Annotated in this window: 14 protein-coding genes and 8 pseudogenes; 14 read left to right on the top strand and 8 right to left on the bottom strand. The window is 60.6% G+C overall.

The genetic code is table 11. The annotated features are described in order from the left end of the window. Nucleotides 1-17 precede the first annotated feature (17 nt). Complete coding sequence (locus tag X773_RS70260; RefSeq protein ID WP_023680173.1) at nt 18-452, top strand: YqaA family protein; 435 nt, start codon at nt 18-20, stop codon at nt 450-452. A 216-nt stretch (nt 453-668) separates the two neighbouring features. Here X773_RS70260 and X773_RS70255 read toward each other — a convergent pair whose 3' ends face one another. The 5 genes from X773_RS70255 to X773_RS70235 form a co-directional block, all read right to left on the bottom strand. Further along, on the bottom strand, nt 669-1,334 hold the full coding sequence (locus tag X773_RS70255) for a sulfite exporter TauE/SafE family protein (protein ID WP_198023649.1): 666 nt from the start codon (nt 1,332-1,334) through the stop codon (nt 669-671). 1,425 nt (nt 1,335-2,759) lie between these two features. Then, nucleotides 2,760-3,605, bottom strand: a complete 846-nt coding sequence (locus X773_RS78620; protein ID WP_245274843.1) for an ABC transporter permease — start codon at nt 3,603-3,605, stop codon at nt 2,760-2,762. Beyond that, nucleotides 3,592-4,272, bottom strand: a complete 681-nt coding sequence (locus X773_RS70245; RefSeq protein ID WP_245274842.1) for an ABC transporter ATP-binding protein — start codon at nt 4,270-4,272, stop codon at nt 3,592-3,594. The genes X773_RS78620 and X773_RS70245 overlap by 14 nt, the downstream gene beginning before the upstream one ends. A gap of 125 nt (nt 4,273-4,397) precedes the next feature. After that, on the bottom strand, nt 4,398-5,300 hold the full coding sequence (locus X773_RS70240; RefSeq protein ID WP_023680168.1) for a DUF1259 domain-containing protein: 903 nt from the start codon (nt 5,298-5,300) through the stop codon (nt 4,398-4,400). Between the two features lie 37 nt (nt 5,301-5,337). Further along, a complete protein-coding gene (locus X773_RS70235) occupies nt 5,338-5,808 on the bottom strand; it encodes a chromate resistance protein ChrB domain-containing protein (RefSeq protein ID WP_023680167.1) in 471 nt (156 codons plus the stop codon). A gap of 125 nt (nt 5,809-5,933) precedes the next feature. Between X773_RS70235 and X773_RS70230 the strand changes: the two genes are divergently transcribed. The 3 genes and pseudogenes from X773_RS70230 (at nt 5,934) to X773_RS70220 (ending at nt 9,793) form a co-directional block, all read left to right on the top strand. Further along, nucleotides 5,934-6,911, top strand: a complete 978-nt coding sequence (locus tag X773_RS70230; RefSeq protein WP_023680166.1) for a chromate resistance protein ChrB domain-containing protein — start codon at nt 5,934-5,936, stop codon at nt 6,909-6,911. A gap of 9 nt (nt 6,912-6,920) precedes the next feature. Beyond that, nucleotides 6,921-8,410 (top strand): annotated as a pseudogene (locus X773_RS70225) (chromate transporter). A 138-nt stretch (nt 8,411-8,548) separates the two neighbouring features. Then, a complete protein-coding gene (locus tag X773_RS70220) occupies nt 8,549-9,793 on the top strand; it encodes an MFS transporter (RefSeq protein ID WP_198023651.1) in 1,245 nt (414 codons plus the stop codon). Here X773_RS70220 and X773_RS70215 read toward each other — a convergent pair. Further along, nucleotides 9,740-10,282, bottom strand: coding sequence for a hypothetical protein (locus X773_RS70215; protein WP_156937472.1), 543 nt, complete (start codon nt 10,280-10,282; stop codon nt 9,740-9,742). The genes X773_RS70220 and X773_RS70215 overlap by 54 nt on opposite strands. Nucleotides 10,283-10,634: 352 nt before the next feature. Next, nucleotides 10,635-11,371: pseudogene (locus X773_RS70210) on the bottom strand (NAD/NADP octopine/nopaline dehydrogenase family protein). A 317-nt stretch (nt 11,372-11,688) separates the two neighbouring features. Here X773_RS70210 and X773_RS79380 point away from each other — a divergent pair. The 10 genes and pseudogenes from X773_RS79380 to X773_RS70170 all read left to right on the top strand — a co-directional run. After that, nucleotides 11,689-11,784 (top strand): annotated as a pseudogene (locus X773_RS79380) (LysR family transcriptional regulator); the annotation flags it as partial. Between the two features lie 70 nt (nt 11,785-11,854). Further along, nucleotides 11,855-11,908, top strand: a pseudogene (locus tag X773_RS78610) (hypothetical protein); the annotation flags it as partial. A gap of 126 nt (nt 11,909-12,034) precedes the next feature. After that, nucleotides 12,035-12,757, top strand: a complete 723-nt coding sequence (locus X773_RS70205) for a LysR substrate-binding domain-containing protein (protein ID WP_245274849.1) — start codon at nt 12,035-12,037, stop codon at nt 12,755-12,757. Next, nucleotides 12,754-14,156 (top strand): annotated as a pseudogene (locus X773_RS70200) (NAD(P)/FAD-dependent oxidoreductase). The gene X773_RS70205 and the pseudogene X773_RS70200 overlap by 4 nt, the downstream one beginning before the upstream one ends. Nucleotides 14,157-14,164: 8 nt before the next feature. Further along, nucleotides 14,165-14,635 carry a hypothetical protein gene (locus X773_RS70195; protein WP_198023648.1) on the top strand — a complete coding sequence of 157 codons (471 nt, stop codon included), beginning with the start codon at nt 14,165-14,167 and terminating at the stop codon, nt 14,633-14,635. Continuing rightward, on the top strand, nt 14,632-15,201 hold the full coding sequence (locus tag X773_RS70190; RefSeq protein ID WP_023680155.1) for a peroxidase-related enzyme: 570 nt from the start codon (nt 14,632-14,634) through the stop codon (nt 15,199-15,201). Before X773_RS70195 ends, X773_RS70190 begins: the two co-directional genes overlap by 4 nt. A gap of 53 nt (nt 15,202-15,254) precedes the next feature. Beyond that, nucleotides 15,255-15,995 (top strand): amino acid ABC transporter ATP-binding protein, encoded by a 741-nt coding sequence (locus X773_RS70185; protein ID WP_031212966.1) that lies wholly within the window; start codon nt 15,255-15,257, stop codon nt 15,993-15,995. Between the two features lie 24 nt (nt 15,996-16,019). Continuing rightward, a pseudogene (locus tag X773_RS79175) lies at nt 16,020-17,027 on the top strand (transporter substrate-binding domain-containing protein). Nucleotides 17,028-17,157: 130 nt separating this feature from the next. Next, nucleotides 17,158-17,493: pseudogene (locus tag X773_RS70175) on the top strand (ABC transporter permease subunit); the annotation flags it as partial. A gap of 18 nt (nt 17,494-17,511) precedes the next feature. Then, the gene (locus tag X773_RS70170; protein WP_023680150.1) at nt 17,512-18,204 is read left to right on the top strand and encodes an ABC transporter permease subunit; all 693 of its coding nucleotides are present in this window, start codon (nt 17,512-17,514) and stop codon (nt 18,202-18,204) included. Between the two features lie 189 nt (nt 18,205-18,393). On the opposite strand, the pseudogene X773_RS70165 reads toward X773_RS70170, so the two are convergent. Continuing rightward, nucleotides 18,394-18,691, bottom strand: a pseudogene (locus X773_RS70165) (Lrp/AsnC ligand binding domain-containing protein); the annotation flags it as partial.

The following is an 18,691-nucleotide window of genomic DNA, read 5'->3' as shown; positions in this document are numbered from 1 at the left end:
GGCGGATATCCGGTTCAATGACCGATCTCGCGGCCTATGCTGGTCTGTTCCTGGCGGCCTTGATCGCCGCGACGATCTTGCCGATGCAATCAGAAGCAGTGCTGGTCGGCCTCTTGCTTGCGGATTATTCGCCCTGGCTGCTCATCGCGGTGGCCAGCGTCGGCAATGTGCTTGGATCGGTGATCAACTGGCTGCTCGGGCGAGGCATCGAGCGCTTTCGGGATCGGCGGTGGTTTCCGATGAACCAAGCGCAACTGGAACGCGCGCAAGACTGGTATCGCAGCTATGGGAAATGGTCGCTCCTGCTGAGTTGGCTGCCGGTTGTCGGTGATCCGCTGACCGTCGTCGCGGGCGTCCTGCGCGAGCCTTTTCGGGTTTTCCTTTTGTTGGTCACTGCCGCCAAGGCCGGCCGTTATCTTGTTCTTGCGGCCGTGACACTGAGCGTCATCTGACGTCGCGAATCTTCTCCAAGCTGAGCTGGTTAGGTCGACGGGTTCAAAGGAACCAGCCGAAGAGCCCCGTCTGATTTAATTTAGGCGGACGGGAAGCCCAGCTCTTTTTGACAGCGACCTTGTTGAGGGCCGCGCGCAGGCCTTTCGCCAGCTTCTGCGTATCGCGCGACCGGTCAACCAAGCTACGCCGCGGCGCTCTAGCCAACATCGACATTGTCAAGACATTCTTGTGGCCGCGCGCCAGGCCTGCACAACGAAGCTGTGCTGGTTCCATATCATCAGCGCTCCACTGACAGCCATGAGCGCGACCACAAGGCCGCGGAATTGTCGTCCACTCAGGCGTTCGAGCCAGCGCTTGGCCAGCAGATTGGCAAGCGCGGCGCCCAAACCCGCGGCTACGCCGTATACGGCCGCCTGACCACCGAGCGCGCCAAGTCCAGTGAATACCGCGATCTTGACGACATCGGTCACAAACGAGTTCACCGATTTCGTGGCGACCAACGTCTCCTTCTCCGAACCGTAGTTCAGATAGAGCGAATTCAGGACGGGTCCCACCGTGCCCATCAGCGCCGACAACAGCGCGACGATCAGGCCGGCCGGGAGGAACCACCAGCGCCGGGCTCGGTAGCTCCGCTCGCGCGCCCCGCCGCGAAATTCCCAGACTGCACCGATCAGATAGATTCCTATGAGTATCTGGAGCCATTCCGCCCGACTGTTGGCGAAGAGCCAGGAGCCCGCAGCGGCACCGGCGATGGCGCCCGGCAGGTACCAACGGACCAAGCTCCAATCTATGCGCGGATGGGATTGCCGATGAGTTCGGTCAAGGTGATGACCGGCGCAACCGCGGCGCTGCCTGTGATGAAAGTCACGGCCTATCAGCAATAGACCTCCGCCTCCGGCCGATAGGGTGTTCAGTGTCCAGGTGAGAACCCCGCCAACGCCAGGAGGCCTAGTCTAATCCAGTCCATCCGATCAGAACGAAGCGGGCCTTCGATCGTTCCGAACGCATCGATTCGCAAAAGCCAGGCTCGCCTCTTGAGTCTCGTGTGCGATGGAAATAATCACCCATTACCGGGCCAAACGCGGGCGCCCGGAAGACCGGACTCCGGCGCACCGTACCGCCGATACATTTGAAAACTGGTTGAAAGCGGACCGCTTAACCAGCCGGAGTTACGGTGAAGTCATCAAAATACACGTGACTGTCGGCCTTCGACCACAAGCCAACACGCCCGCTCACCGGCTCAGGCAGCGTGTCCTGGAGGTAGAGCTTGCCGTCGACATAGCCTTCGACCTTGGTGCCGGCGATGCGCACCTTCAGGTCGTGCCATTCATGGGTTGGGGTCGGGGTGTTCTTGACCCAGGTCACCGACGAGCGTTTGCCTTTCTCGAACTTCCACAACACAAGGTTGTTCTCCAGAGGGTTGGCGCGAATCGTGAGATAGTCGCCATTGGGCTTAAGGTTGAACAATATCCCAGCACCCTGGTCGATGCGGCCGCTGATGCCCTCGAAACGGACGGCGATCTCTCCATCGCGGAAATCTGGCGTGCGTTCAAAGACTGCGTAGGGGAAGTATGCATAAGCCTGGACGCGGTCGAGAAACTCGGCGTACCGCTCCTCATAGAGCGCCCGCGCCTTGTCTGCGAGACCAGCGGAAGTCTGTCCCTCCTTCCATTGGCGCCCGTCGACGGCCAACACCTTGTTGTCGGCTTCCATTTCGATCCGCCAAATGCCTACCACGCCGGGCATCGCCTTCGAATCTGTGCCAACTTCCTCGGCAGCAGCAAGGCCACCAAGCCGACACCTGCCGCGGCAATTGTCTTGAGGCGATGTAAGATGTCCACGGCTGATCTCCTTCTGGCTTGAAGTGTATTTGATGGCCGGTGCGCGGCGGCTCCGCCACCAAGCAACCCAGACGAGCAGCGGCAGGCCGCCGAGGAACCAGGGAAGCGCGATCCACGGAGCCGCGACGAGCGGATAGCCGGGATAATCGCCGGCCCCGGTCGCCGGCACGGGCAGAGGTACATTTGCGAGCCCATAAAGGAGCGGCAGTACCTCCTCGGTGCCGGTCGATCGACTGACGGCCGACCGGCCGCCATAGCTGTACTCGACTTCGCCATACGACTCATCGCTTGCGCTGCCGACAACACTCTGCTGGTCGCCTGCAAAACGGATGACAATCCGTGGAATGACCCGCTCGAGCTTCGATAGGACGCTTGTTCGCAAATCGGCGTACCGGGGGTCTTCGGGCGCCAGGTGAACGGTGACGGTCANATCGGCGGACCATCTGATCTGGGTAGCCGCGACCATCACAAGACAGGTCGCCACGAGGCAGATGAGCGAACGGACAAGCTTGATGCGCACGGTAGCACCCATGGGGAGCCACATGGCAGCGAGTGCGGCAAATCCAAGAATCGCCGCAAGCACCCCGACGACCAGACTGAGCGACAACAATCCGAGCTCAAAGGTGTGCAGCGTTTGCGTGAGCGACAGCCGCGACGACCAGCCAAGGAGGTCGGGTTGGCTGGCCGCCGCGAAGTCGGTGACCCACGACCGAGTGTGAAGCCGAGTGTGACAATCGCCGCGGTTGCCGCGCTCTCGGTAAGCGCAGCTGCGAATAACGCGATGGCGCCGACCAACAGGCCGTAGAGGAGATGTCCGAGAACAACATTCAGGGTCTCGGCGACGAACAGATGTCCACCCATGAACTCCCAAATCGCGAGCGCAGAGGGCGCAGGGATACTGGCAATGAGCCAAGCTGCGAAGACGGCGACCAGCTTGGCGCCAATCAAAGTCGGCGGTCGATAGGGCAGCTGGATCAGGAGCCGCAAGGCGCCGGACTCCTTTTCGTTGCCGAGCACGCGTATGGCAACAAAGGGAAACAGCAGCGTAACGGCGACGTAGAAGCCGCCGAACGTCGGAACCAGTACGCCGTCCAGCGGGGATAGTGCGCTCGCGAGCCCAGGCGAGGTGAGGGCAGTAGCGCTCGTTTCGCCGTAGAGCGACACGGCCTGAAAGAAGCTGAAGCCGATGAGAGGGCAGAGCATCAGCAGCATTGTCCAGAGCGGCCGGCCGCTCGCCATTTCCCGCAGCTCCTTGGCCAGCAAGGGGCCGAAGGGAGCGCCGAGCGGTACGGCTGCCTCAGGTGAGCGCAAGGAAAACCTCCTCCAACCCACCGGACGAAATTCCCGCACGCGCCCGCAGGTCGCTCAGGGATCCGATGCCGCGCACGCGGCCGTCCGCGAGCAAGACGAAACGGTCGCACATGCGCTCGGCATCGAGCAGTTGGTGTATCGCGAGGACGAGGCTGCGCCCCTGCGCCGCGACCTTGCGAAGCACGCTCATGATCTCGCGGGTCTGTCGTAAGTCGAAGCCGTCAAAGGGCTCGTCCATCAGCAGCACGGGATGCGGCGTGATCAGGGCAAGCGCCAGCATCAGTCGACGGGCATACCCCTTGGACAATTCAGACACGCGCTTGATTAACACCGGTGCAAGTCCGACGGCCCCGACTGTCTCCGCGACGTCGAGATGCGATGTCCGGTAGACATCAGCGAAGAACGCAAGAACATGTTCGACGTACTGGTCGCGCCAGGGCCGCAGGCCGTCGGGAAGGAAGAAGATCGACCTGCGGCGCGATGCAGGCGGCAGAGAGGCGCCGTGCCGGAGAATCCTTCCCGAGTCGGCCGGAAGAAGCCCGGCGATCGCTTCCAACAGCGTAGTCTTGCCGGCGCCGTTCGGCCCGATAAGACCGAGAACTTCGCCGGCCCCCTCGTTGAAGGCAACATCCGCCAACGCGGTTTGCTCGCCATAGCGCTTGGTCAACGCACCGACCTGAAGGGCATATCCTCCCTCTTGCCGTGTAGCGATTTGCGCCTTGTCAGACATCCGGCTTCGCATCAACATCGGCTGATTCCCTCCCTGCGTGCGATCGCGCGGAGGCCCAATATTTAGCTCTTCTTGACGGCGACCTTGTCGAGGGCTGCGCGCAGGCCTTTCGCCAGCTTCTGCGCATCGTCGTTCGCCCAGAAATGCATGAAGAAGAGCCGGGGCTGCTCATCGAGCATGTGGCTATGCAACGCCGTGATCTCGATGCCGTTGTCTTGTATGGCCTTGATAACCGGATTGACCTCCTTGGCGATCAGCACAAAATCACCCGTGATCGCTGCTTTGTCGCCGTCGGTCGATTGGAAGTTGATCGCTATGGCCGTGCCCAAGGCAGCCGGCACGTCCATCCCGTTCTCCTTGACCGGTTCGGCGCGCGGGATACTGAACTGGTAGACGCCGCCATTGGCCTTTCCTTTGTAACCAATAGCCCGGTCGACGGCCGCTGTGTCGAACTCGATCTGCTGCGTGGATGCTTGCGATTGTGACGCACCGGACGCGGCATTCTCCATCGGCGTCTTTGTCAGCGCCAAACCGGAATGAAGCGCTGTGGCGAGCGTGACGGGGTCACCCTGGCCGAAGACGTGCATGTAGAGTGTCATCGGTTCGGCGCGCAACAAGTGGTTGTGCACCGCAGTTATCTCGATCCCACCTTCTTCAAGCTTCTTCATGACCGGGTTCAGCTCGTCCTGGGTTAGAACGATGTCGCCCATGACCATAGTCTGGTTTCCCATGGGTTCGAACGCGACCCAGCCTCCGAGCGCAAAGCCGGGCTGAAGGGCCACACCGTCGAGCGAAACCTTCAGGTCCGTTCGTGGCAACCCGACCCGGTAGACGCCGCCAGGCATTTCCGTTCCGGCTTTGCCCAGTGTTTGCGCGACTGTCTGCCAATTGGATGCCGCCGATGCTGGTTCCAGCAGCGCCGAGACCGCGATCAGCATCGCGCCGCTCACGAGTTTTGCACGCATGGGAGTTCTCCTTGATCTGCCCCCATCGCCCAGCTTTTCAAGCCACGGCCGGTTTCATGGCAGGTGGCCAACTATGCGTTTCCGCCTTGCGGCGCGAAGCCCAGGCATAGAGCGCGTCGTAGATGACGAAGCCGTGCTTGAGCACTTCCTGGTCATCGGGCGTCACGTCCCTGAGCCCCATGGAGATCGCAAGCAGCCCCGCCGACTGTGGAGTAAGATCGTGCCGATCCGTGTCGGCGCCGCGAACGATCGAAGCGATCGTCACGATGGCTGGATCGCGCTCGAGGCCGTATTTCGAGACGAAGGTGTCGAAACTGCAGCCGTCGCCGACATGCGTGAATTCGACGCCCGGCACGTCGTACGGTGTGGCGCCCGTTTCCTGGGCAACACGGATCACCTGATCGGGTGGCACGAACAGGAATTCGGACTCCTTGTCGATGAAGCGGGCGATCAGCCAGGGGCAGGCAATGCGGTCGATGACCGGACGTTCGCGGGTAACCCATTTCACGGCCTTGTCTCCCTTGTTTTGGCAACAAGCCCAGGCGGCCCACTGCCATAAGGAGGTCAAGGCTACGCCCGAATATGAAATGATACAAGTGTTGCATTTATTTGTGCACGTGATACGGTTCACTTATGAGTGAGGGGGAAACGACGGAACAGCGCTGGCTGCTCCTTATCCATCGGCTGCCGAGCAAGCCGGCCTATTTCCGGGTGAAGATCTGGCGGCGGCTGCAAGGCATCGGCGCGGTCGCGGTAAAAAGCACCGTCTATGCACTGCCGGCCAATGCCGAGACGCAGGAGGATTTCGAGTGGCTCCTGAAGGAGATCGTCGCGGGTGGTGGCGAGGCGATGGTATGCGAGGCGCGTCTCGTCGACGGATTGTCGGATGCCGAGGTCCAAGCGCTCTTCGATGCGGCGCGTGATGCCGACTATGCGGAGATCGCCAAGGAAGCGCGTGGTCTCGCCACCGAGATCGGCGCGAACGCCACGCCGGAAAAGCGTGCGGAGACACGGTCGCAGCTCGGCCGAATACGCAAGCGGCTCGCCGAGGTGGACACGATCGACTTCTTCGGCGCCACAGGTCGCCTCGCGGTCGAGGGTTTGCTCGGCGAGCTCGAGACGCATCTCGTGGAGGACCGGCCCATGACCGAGGAGTCAAAGGCGACTGAGCCGATTACTGACCTCAAGGGCCGGATCTGGGTGACACGCCGCGACGTGCACGTCGACCGGATGGCCTGCAGCTGGCTAATCCGCCGCTTCATTGATCCAGACGCCGTCATCCGCTTCGTCCCGGGCAAGAGCTATGCGGCAAAACCGGGAGAGCTGCGCTTTGATATGTTTGACGGTGAGATCACCCATGAGGGCGACCGCTGCAGCTTCGAGGTGCTGCTCACCCGGGCCGGGCTTGACGACCCGGCGCTGCAGGCCATCGCCGAGATCGTCCATGATATTGACCTCAAGGACGGCAAGTTCGGGCGCGACGAGACGACGGGCATTGCCAGCCTAATCGCGGGCATCGCCATGACGAATAAGGGCGACGAGCAGCGGATCGGGCAGGGCGGCCCGGTCTTCGACAATCTCTACCAGTATTTCCGCCAGAAGCGCGGGTGAGGGGAACCAATGACCAGCGTCCATGCCGTCCATCCGAATGCGCTGGGGGATGAACCTTCGCATGCCATCCCCTTCCGCGAAGCAGTGCGGGTCTGGGCGCGAGTCGCTGCATTGAGTTTTGGTGGCCCGGCCGGCCAGATCGCGGTAATGCATCGCATCCTCGTTGAGGAGAAGCGCTGGATCGGCGAGACGCGGTTCCTGCATGCGCTGAACTACTGCATGCTCCTGCCAGGACCGGAGGCCCAGCAGCTCGCCGTCTACATCGGGTGGCTCCTGCATAAAACCCGAGGCGGGCTCGTGGCCGGCACGCTGTTCGTACTGCCGGGNGGGCGTCCTCGCCATCATGGCGCTGAGCTGGATCTATGCGATTTTAGGCAATGTCGGCGCGGTGCAGGCGCTTTTCTTCGGTCTGAAGGCCGCCGTCCTCGCCATCGTGCTCGAGGCGGTTATCCGGGTCGGCAAGCGAGCGCTCAAGAACAAGGTCATGATAGGCCTCGCCGCCGCCGCCTTTATCGGGCTCTTCCTGTTCCATCTCCCGTTCCCGCTCATTGTCCTGACGGCCGGAGTGATCGGGTACGTCGGCGGGCGGGCCGGGCTGACAGCGTTCATGGCGGGCAACGGCCATGGCAAGGTCGGCGGCAAGCAGGTCGCCGACGCGGAATCGGCGCTCGGCGAAGGCATTCCTGCCCATGCTCGCCCGCCGGTCAGCTGGTCGTTGAAGATCGGAGGTGTGTTTCTGGTGCTATGGCTGGCACCTGTCCTCGGCCTTTTCGTGCTGTTCGGGTCCGGCAATGTCTTCGCCGATATCGCGGTCTTTTTCTCGAAGATGGCGGTCGTGACCTTCGGAGGCGCCTACGCCGTCCTTGCTTACGTGGCGCAGCAGGCTGTCGATACCTATGGGTGGCTGAAGCCTGGCGAGATGCTGGACGGCCTCGGCATGGCGGAGACGACGCCTGGCCCCTTGATCATGGTGACCCAGTTCGTCGGNTGGCGAGATGCTGGACGCCCTCGGCATGGCGGAGACGACGCCTGGCCCCTTGATCATGGTGACCCAGTTCGTCGGCTTCATGGGCGCGTTCCGGGCGCCGGGATCGCTTAATCCACTGCTCGCCGGAACGCTGGGCGGCCTGCTCACCACCTGGGTCACCTTCACGCCTTGCTTCCTGTGGATATTTGTTGGTGCGCCATTTGTGGAAACTCTGCGCAGCAACAAGGCCTTGTCCGCCGCGCTGGCGACCATCACGGCGGCCGTGGTGGGCGTGATCCTGAACCTGGCGGTGTGGTTCGCGCTTCACGTCCTGTTTGGAGCACTGCGCGAGGTCAAAGGGTTCGGCATGACATTCGATGTGCCCGTGCCCAGCTCCGTCAACATCGCGTCGCTCGTCCTGACATTGGGTGCGCTGCTAGCGGTGTTTCGCTTCAAGATCGGCATGCTCCCGGTGCTCGCCGGCTGTTCGATCCTCGGGCTGCTCTACGGGATGGCGACAGGAGCGATCTAAGCCGTGCAGCCAGCGCCGCTTACCAGGGGTAAGGAGGCATCGTTGACGTTACAGCGGCTCGTGCACGGCTTGCGCAAAGCTATTCCGAAGCGGCGCTTCAGGCTCCTTCCCGCCGGTGCTGAGCCGACTGCTGCGAACCTGCTGATATCAAGGGGACTGCGGGCGTTCGGTGACGGTCTGGTCAGCATCCTGCTTCCCGCCTATTTGGCCACGCTCGGCTTCGACGCCTTCGAGATCGGAACCCTGTCGACGGCGACGCTCGCCGGTTCAGCCGTCCTCACCCTGGCCGTTGGGATCGTCGCGCATCGCTTCTCCCGTCGTGCCCTGCTGACCGCAGCGGCTGTCCTGATGATAGCCACGGGGATCGTCTTCGCTGCAGTTCACGACTTCTGGCCGCTGCTTCTCATCGCATTCGTCGGCACGCTGAACCCATCTTCAGGGGACGTCAGCGTGTTTCTACCGCTCGAACATGCGCAGCTTGCTCAGAACGTCACCGACCGCGGCCGCACGGCGCTCTTTGCGCGGTACAGCCTCATCGGCTCCCTCGCCGGCGCCGTCGGGGCGCTGGCCGCCGGAGCGCCCGACTTTCTCCGCGACGCCATCGGTCTGGAAATGAAACAGGCCCTCCAGGCAGCTTTTCTACTTTATGCCTCGCTTGGGTTGGCGGCGGTGCTCCTCTATCGGCGGCTGCCGAGTGACGCGCCTGACGCAAACAGAGTGTCGGCACAGCCATTGCGCAGGTCTCGCTCCATCGTTCTAACGCTCGCCGCACTCTTCAGCCTCGATGCTTTCGCAGGCGGCTTCGTCGTCCAGTCGTTGTTGGCCCTCTGGCTCTTTCAACGGTTCGGCCTGTCGCTCGCCGCGACCGGCGCAATCTTTTTCTGGACGGGTGTCCTTTCGGCTGCGTCCTATTTGGTCGCTGTGCGAATTTCCCAGCAGATCGGACTCATAAACACGATGGTGTTTACGCACCTTCCGTCGAGCCTCTGTCTGGTGCTCATCCCGTTCATGCCGAGCGTCGCTCCGGCTATCGTTCTTCTGCTGATTAGAAGCGCGCTGTCGCAGATGGACGTGCCGACCCGCACATCGTACGTCATGGCCGTGGTGACGCCCGAAGAGCGGGCTGCCGCGGCGAGCATCACCGCCGTCCCGCGCAGCCTCGCGGCGGCCGCCAGTCCAGTCCTCGCAGGGGCTCTCCTTGCCGTCTCCAGCTTCGGCTGGCCCCTGATCATCGCCGGTGGGCTGAAAATTATCTACGACCTTCTGCTGCTCGCGACATTTCGCAGTGTTCGCCCTCCAGAGGAGCACGGGGGCGGGAGGAATGACATGTCAGTCGGCGATGATCGAACTGGCAACGACGCGCGGGTTTCCTGGTGGCGTTGAAGGCAGGACCACCAGCCGGACAAATTGCTTACGTCCGCCGGCAATAAGGATGTAGAGACGCGAGAACTCCTCCGTATCGCGATCTTCGGCAATCTTCTCGGCATCCGTACGGGTGAAGAAACTCTTCCGAAATGCCTCATGATCGATATCGGGAAATGCCAGCGTACACGTCTGCACCGGTTTGCCGCTCATCGTTGCCTTGGTGGTGCCGATGATGGTTCCTGCTGGCAATCCTTCCTCCGCTTCGGCCACCAGCCATGCCTCCACTGAGGTTGGATTAGCGATTGGCGCGAGTTCGGCGAAGCCTGCTTCGGCAATAAGTGTCCACCTGCGTTCGTGCGCGGTCTCTATCATGCGCTCGAAATTGGGACCCTCGGCCAGACAGGTACGGTGAAATTGTTCGACAGCCTGATCCGCATCACTGGCGGCCTGCGCCGGCGAGATCGTCAGACCCAAGATGGTCCCTGCCAACGCTAGAAATCGGAACATGTCTATCTCGCGTAGCTGATTGTGGACGAACCACTTATCCTGAACGGGCTACGACACTCGTTGTTCCGGACTGTCGGCGCCTGCATGGCTTGATGGAGGCGCGAAGCGCCTGCGCAGTTGATGCAATGTTCAGGCATCTGGCAACTGACGGAACCATGCCGCACTGGGTTTCGATGACGGACCCTGCTACAGACCCACTCACACCGCCGGGCGGGACCATTTGATCTCGTGCTGAGTTCCTGGAGACATCTCCCGGCGCTCGCCGAGGAACCTGCATGTCGTGCTCGCCGGCAACCAGCCCCGGTGGTTTTTCGGGCACTTGGCCTATGTCCCAGTCCACTGTGGAAACTTGTTAAAATCCCTTACGGCAAAGGTTTTCGAGGTCCGCTTTTGCCATTCCCTCGAAGCCCAGCGCGGGAAGAATATCATTATCTCCCTTAAGATCGCGACCGTAAGCCGCCGAGAATATGGCAATTCCAGATTCATGGAGAATCGCTGAATTTCCGCTGATCTTCCCCAACAAAACGGTCGGCAGCAGCCCGAACGGAACGTCCTCGAGAATATAGCGGCTTTCGATGGTTGACGGGCCGAAGCCGCCGCGGCTTTGGCGATCCATCTCCTGGTTCATTTCCGAAACGGTGGCCATGGGGACGTGAAACGACAATGAAAAATGCTCTTCAACTGTGCGCACGGCAATTCCAAAATGGGCGGCNCGATCGGCAGACTAACCTTACGTTGCGCCAACTGCCTGGAGAGATACAGCGCTCCGAAGGAACTGTGCGAGCTGATGATTACCGGCGTTCCCTCCCTCAGATAAGGAGCGGCAGCATCCATCACTTTCTTGTGCCCATTAGCCGGCATCGCGATCATCACAACGTCTGCAGTGGCAATAGCCTCTTTACAATCCTTGGCGATACGCACCGAGACCGTTACCTCGACAGCACCCGTGGCCGTTAGCGATTCGCCGGTGGCCAGCGCCTTGGTGCGCTCTCCCGACGGCGACCAAAGCATTGGATCGTGCCCCGCCTCCGCCAGGTAGGCAGCAAGGCCGTAAGCAATTGCGCCGGCCCCCAGAATACTCACGCGCATAGGATTTCTCCTGTTCCAGTCCTAATGGATCGCAGCGCGGCGAACGCCATTGCATGCACAGCCAACAGGCAGGCACAGCTCGATCCAAACCCATCGCTTCCTAGAGCCTGGCTACCCATGAAATCGTCATCCACGGGGTTCAGCTGGAACGCGTTCGAGCCACATGGCCGAGACGGCCGACGACGCTCTGTGGGCTTGCGAATTATTCCGACCGTACGGCGAATCACGCGCCTCCGGCCATATTTCATTTCCGCCTTGACATATATCAAATCTGCATGAGACGATCTTACTCATACACAATGCGCATGCAGGCGTAAATGGAAACACGAGATCTCCAGGCCTTTCTTGCCGTTGCCGCCAACGGCAGCATCACCAAGGCTGCCGAGATGCTCGGCTGTTCCCAGCCTTCGGTGACACGCACCATTCAGGACCGCGAGGCGGAGCTCGGCTTCGAATTGNGGCAGCATCACCAAGGCTGCCGAGATGCTCGGCTGTTCCCAGCCTTCGGTGACACGCACCATTCAGGACCTCGAGGCGGAGCTCGGCTTCGAATTGCTGCACCGTGTCGGTCGCCGGGTGCAGCTATCTGAAGAGGGTGTAGCTTTCGAAGAGGAGGCGCGGCGACTGCTGATGTCCTTCACCGAGCTTGCCGCGCGGGCCAAGATGATCGCCGCCGGCCGGGGTCGGATCCTGCAGATCGTCACAACCTCTGCGATCGGCACTGGCCTAATTCCGACGGCCATGGCCGAGCTCAAGGGTATCGAGCTTCCGCACGAGACACATCTCGGACAGTTTCTTCCTTCCACCGTCGCCCAGGAAGTACGCAGCGGTCGTGCCGAGATCGGCTTTTCAAGCCTGCCGCTCGATACGCCCGGTCTGGATGTCCTGCGGCTCTATTCGGCGCCCGATGTTGCTGCCGTGCGGGAGGATGATCCGCTGGCAGAACTTGGTGTCATACCGCTTTCGGCCTTTGCCGGCCGTCGCGTCGCTACGTTGCTCAACCCGCTGCGTTTCCAACTGCACGTCTCCAAGGCATTGGCCGCCAGGGGCATCGACACCGGGCCAGTGATCCGGACGAATACTGCCTATGGCGCGTTGCAGCTCGTGCGCCGGACCGGCGTTGCCGCTGTCATTGATCCCCTCACCGCCTATGGCGTGGCCTTGCCTGGGGTCGCCATCCGCCCGATTGACGCGACCGTTCTCTTTTATTGGGGGGTTGTGGCTGCCGAAAAACGTCCCCTTCGTCCAGTCGCGCAGGCGTTGATGGATGCGGTCGAGGCGGTGGCTGAACGGTCGATCGTCGGCTTCAAGAAGCTAGATCCGACCCTCGCTGGCCAATTGGTGAGCGATCCTGCATCCGGCACAAATCACGGAACGGGAATATGAAGCATACCCCCGCCGCGCCAACGCCGACAGGTCTTGCTGCGCTCGAAGCACAGCTCGCGCAAGATCTCGACTTTCTCGAACTGCCCGCCAAGCCATGGGTTCCCAAGCGCACGCACGATGGCGCCCCAGTCCGTGACGTCGTAGTGATCGGCGCCGGCATGTGCGGACTTGCTGCCACGGCAAAGCTTGTGCTGACCGGGATAACCAATGTCGTTGCCTNTGTCCGTGACGTCGTAGTGATCGGCGCCGGCATGTGCGGACTTGCTGCCACGGCAAAGCTTGTGCTGACCGGGATAACCAATGTCGTTGCCTACGATGCGGCTCCGGCCGGGCTCGAAGGACCATGGGTAACGTTTGCGCGTATGCAGACGCTGCGCTCGCCGAAGACCCTCCACGGTCCGTCGCTCGGGCTGCCGCAGCTCACGTTCCGCGCCTGGTTTACGGCACAATGGGGACCTGAGGCCTGGCAGTCGCTGGACAAAATCCCCAAGGGCCAGTGGATGGACTACCTGGTCTGGTACCGGAAGGTTCTTGGTCTGCCGGTGCGCAACAGTGTACGCATGACCGGCGTCGCAGCCGTTGGTGATCTGATTGCAATCGATATCGAGGGCGCGGAAGCCGGCCGGGTTCTCACCCGTCGCCTCGTTCTGGCCACCGGTCGGTCCGGTCTCGGCGGTTTTGCCGTGCCCGATTTCCTCAGGGGCATCGATCGCGCCTATTGGGCCCATTCTGCCGGCGACATCGATTTCGACGCGCTGAAAGGTAAGCGTGTAGCGGTTATCGGCGCTGGTGCCTCGTCCATGGACAATGCCGCAACGGCACTCGAAGCGGGTGCCGGCTCTGTCGACATGTTAATCCGGCGCAAGGAAATGCCGCGCATCAACAAGCTGACCGGCATAGGTAGCCAGGGTGTCGTCCTCGGCATCTACCACCTGCCCGATGCCTGGAAGTGGAAATTCTTCGACTATACCGCCTCGACCCAGACACCGCCGCCGCGTTCATCGACGCTTCGCGTGTCTCGCCACTCGAATGCCCGGTTCTTTCTCGACTGCGGCATAGTTGCGGTGAAGGAAGATGCGGGAGGCCTTCTGGTCGAAACCACACAAGGGCCGATGCGATACGACTTCCTGATCGCGGCAACCGGCTTCTCAAATGACTTCAGCGGCCGCCCGGAATTTGCGGCGATCGCCCCACATATCCGCACCTGGTCGGANTCTCCGGCGACATCCCGGCCGTCAGCGCCGGGGCCGACCGTCTCGTCCGCGGCATTGCCGCATCGCTGTTTGCCGAAGATGTCGAAACCCACTTCGCCAATCTGATCGCCTACGACACGCCCGAGCTTCTGGGCGACGAATGGGTCGATTCAACACCCTTGCTGCATAAGGAGGCCGCGCTGTGATCGACGCAATGGACAAGGCCGCCGGTATTTCGCCGAACGATGCACTTTTCGCTGCGCGGCGGTTTCGGCCCGAATTTGTGCAAGGGGCGGAGGAATGTCGCCTCTCCGTCCTGCAGCCGGCAAACGATCAGGGGCTGGCGCCGAATTTGAGGGTTGCTCTGGCCCGTCGCATGGCCGCTCTGAATGCCGATCCCGTCCTGATGGCCGAATATGATGTGCAACTGGCCCAACTTGGTCCGACAGAGCAGCTCAGAGCATTGGCTCGGGGCGAAACGGATCTCGATGAGCCATTGGCGACCATCGCCCGTCACGTCGACCTGATCACGCTGATGCCGAAAAAGGCGGAAGCGAGCCATATCGCCCTCCTCGCCAAGGCCGGATTGAACAATCCTCAAATCGTCGCGCTCTCCGAACTGATTGCCTTTGTGAACTTCCAGACACGGGTGGCGGCCGGCTTGCGCCTGATGAGGTCGATATGATTTCCTCGGTTCGCCTGAAGCCATTGAATTGGCACCCGTACATCGCGCCGGTCGAGCTCTCCGGGGCGACGCCGGAACAGCTTGAAGCGATGAAGGTTACGCCATCGGCCAAGAAAGTTTCGGAATATGTGCGCACCCTTGTGCATGACCCAGAGAGCTATCTTGCCCGCACGATTCTGTTCAACGCGATCATGTATGTCGAAGGCGGGCTTGCCCGTCCCGACCGCGAACTTGGCGCATTGGGTGCCTCGATCGTCAATGGCTGCAAATTCTGCGCCGTTGTTCACGCCCGCCGCCATGCAGAGCTGACCAAGAGCGATGATGTGGTCACCGCGCTTTATNTTTATCTCGACAAACCCGAGGCGCTCGGGCCGCGCGATGCGGCAATCTACAGCTTTGCCCGCCGTCTGTCGGCGGCGCCGTCGGAAGCAACGGTAGACGACATCGCCTCGCTGCGTGCCGTCGGCATGAATGATGCCGAGATCATCGACCTTGTCCACGCCATAGCGATCTTCGGCTGGGCAAACAGGCTGATGCACGTTCTCGGCCACGCGGAGAGCGGATGATGACGTCGCATACGGTCAAAGCAGTCCGTCCCACTCTGAAGGACCAACCAGAAATGCTTGAACTCAAAGATGTAAAGCTGTCTTACGGAAGCACGCAGGTCCTGAACGGCGTCAATCTCTCGGTAAAGCGGGGTGACGTGGTGTCGATCATCGGCCCCAGCGGCACCGGCAAGACCACGCTGCTGAAATGCATCAACTACCTGGCCAAGCCGTCGTCAGGAACCATCGCGTTCGACCAGATTCGGATGGACTACCAGCGCGCCGACAAGACCGCTGTCCAGGCGATCCGGCTTCGCACAGCGATGGTCTTTCAGCAGTTCAATGTCTTCAAGAACATGACCGTCCTCCAGAACGTGATGGATCCGCTGGTCGTCGTGCAGCGCAAGTCAACGGACGAGGCGCGTGAAATCGCGCTGCGAGAGCTTGACCGGGTCGGTCTCTCAGCGAAGCGGGACAGCTATCCGTCCCAGCTGTCGGGCGGCCAGCTCCAGCGCACCGGCATCGCGCGTGCGCTGGCGGTTCGTCCCAACGTGATGCTCTTCGATGAGCCTACGTCATCGCTGGATCCTGAACTCGTCGGTGAAGTTCTGAAGGTGATCAAGGATGTCACGTCGTCAGGGATCACTTCGCTGCTCGTGACCCACGAGATGCAATTCGCAAAGAACATCTCGAACCGGATCGTCTTCATGGATCGTGGCGTGGTTGCCGCCGATGGCAGTCCAGCTGAGATCTTCGATGCACCATCCAGCCCACGACTTGCTCAATTCCTGCAGTCAGAACTCGCTTTTCAATAGCTCAACAAGAAGGGAACCTAAGAAATGTCTGCAATCACATCCAGTTTTTCCCGTCGCGCTGCCCTGGCTGTTGCCGGCGGCATCGCAATTGCTCTTGCAACCGCGGGGATCAGCAATGGTCAGACCGTTCGCACGATCAAGATCGCGACGTCTGCCGAATCCAAGCCGCTGGCATGGGGTGCGATCGGCGTNTTGCTCTTGCAACCTCGGGGATCAGCAATGGTCAGACCGTTCGCACGATCAAGATCGCGACGTCTGCCGAATCCAAGCCGCTGGCATGGGGTGCGATCGGCGTAGAGCCGCAAGGCTATGAACCCGATCTTCTGAGAGCGATCAACGCAAAGCTGCCGCAGTATAAGTTCGAAATGGAAGGTGTTTCGGATATCGCGCAGGAAACCGGCCTCGCCACGGGCAAGTACGACATCGCCGTCGGTGGCTACTACAAATCCCCTGAGCGCGCCAAGCAGTTCTTCATTCCGGAAAACCCCATGGGCGCCAGCCTGATGAAGATCTACAGCAAAANCCCCTGAGCGCGCCAAGCAGTTCTTCATTCCGGAAAACCCCATGGGCGCCAGCCTGATGAAGATCTACAGCAAAAAAGGCAGCGGCATCAAGGAAATGAAGGACCTGGTCGGCAAGAGGATCGTTCCGACCACGGCCGGCGGCGGCACCTACAAGTTCATCATGAACTGGCAAAAAGAAAATCCACAATACAAGCTTGATGTTACGGCATCGAGCGCCGGTATTCCCTATCCCAACCGACTGGACGAAGTTCAGAACGGCAAATTCGACGCGCTTGTTCTGCCTTCGAATCTCGGTGAGCAGACCGTCATCGAGGAAAAGAAGCTCGATATCGTGGCGTCCGATCCGGTCTTCAGCAACAACACCTACATGCTGATTCATAGGTCGGACGAAAACAAGGTTTTAGCCGACGATGTGAACAAGGTTCTCAAGGAATTAAAAGACGATGGCACGATCGAAAAGCTCTCGCAGAAATGGTTCGGCGAGGACATCGTCAAATACATGAAGTAACAGGACCTTTTCCCAACCATGTAGCGATAGCCAGCGGTAAGGCTGAATTGCAAGAAGGAGCGTTTCAAAGTGGATGTTTCTGCTATGATTCCCGAGTTGGTCTCGGCGTTGCCGCTGACTCTCGCCANGATATACCTTCCGACAGAAGATCACCCGCGTCGTCGGCCCGCAAGCGGTGCACTTCGCTTTGCCGGGCTATGGGAACGCCATCATCTACCTGATCCATAACGTTGCGCTGGTCATGTACATCGGGGCGGCCGACGTGATGGCGACTGCGCATCTGATCATGGAGCGCGACTACAACCAGTTCCAGTTCGAAACCTACCTCGTCCTGGCGGTCATCTATTCGCTGATGTGCCTGGTCGCATGGCTCATCGTGCGCTTCTTCGAGCTTCGATCGCCGATGCAAGCGCCTGAGGCGACGACAACAACTCCGATCAAGAATGCGGCCGTCGCCAGCGTCTGACCTAAAGGGTATTAAACCATGTTCGATACCGATATTTTGCTCCAGGACACGCAGGAAATTTTGAGTGCCGTACCCATGACAATTGGAATGGCGCTCATGATCTTCGTCCTGTCGACGATCGTCGGCAGCATATTCGCGCTTATCGAATACAGACGGGTGCCGGTGCTGCGAGAGCTCATCATGACTTACAAGATTGTCTTCAAGGGCGTTCCGATGGTTATCGTGATTTTCCTCGCCTATTTCGGTCTGCCGCCCGCATTCCAGTTCCTGGTCTCATTGCTGGGGATCAACTTCAACGCCCACGAAACCCCCAATTGGGTCATCCTTGTAGTTGCGATTACCGGCTGTGTCGCCGCGTTCCAATCGGAGATTATCAAGGGAGCCCTGAATGCGTTCGACACCGGTCAGTCGGACGCAGCCCATTCGCTGGGCTATACGGGCGGCCAACTGTTCCGACGTATCCTATTTCCCCAGGTGGCCCTCACGGCAATTCCCGACCTCACAACCTCGATGATGGTCATCATGAAGGCGCTTTCTCTCGGATTCGCCATCGAGGTTGTCGACATCTTCGCCCAGTCCCAGTTGACCGCCGCGCTGAACTACTACTACCTCGAAGCCTTCGTGATTGCCGTCGTGATCTACATGGTGATTGCCTATATCGTCACCCAGATTGCCGACAGGCTGGAGCAGGCGCTGAGGGTGCGGACCTGACCGAAGCGTCGTCAGGACCCGCGCAGCAAGGGCGGAGGAACTCAAGGCTCAGTTGAGGCCTGCAAACAGCTGATGGGGCGAACTCGCAGCCAGACCTGCGGGCTCATGTAATCGACACCTCACCCTGGTGGTGCCACGGTCGACGGCTTGGCGACGATGAAGGCGAAGTGTCTAACAGCAGGCGCCGCATTATCGCAGATTGGTCAGATCCACTGGACGATTGTTGATGATCGCTTCCATGGAAAAGAAGCCTGACACCGTAGCCAGGTCGAAGTTCGTGATCAGTTTCTGGTAGAATGCATCGTAGCCGGACATGCCTTGTGTCACGACCTTGATCAGGTAGTCCCAATCTCCTCCGATCCGATTAGAAATCGATCACCTCCGGCAACCGTTCGACATGGGTACGGAACGCCTCACTCCACTCCTTGGAATGGTTCCGCCAGGGGCTGAAGAAAACGGCTGACGTGACCGCCGACCTCCGGGATGG

This window comes from Mesorhizobium sp. LSJC280B00 (assembly GCF_000502835.1).
Lineage (GTDB): Bacteria > Pseudomonadota > Alphaproteobacteria > Rhizobiales > Rhizobiaceae > Mesorhizobium.
This window is presented reverse-complemented; position numbering and strand designations above follow the sequence as displayed.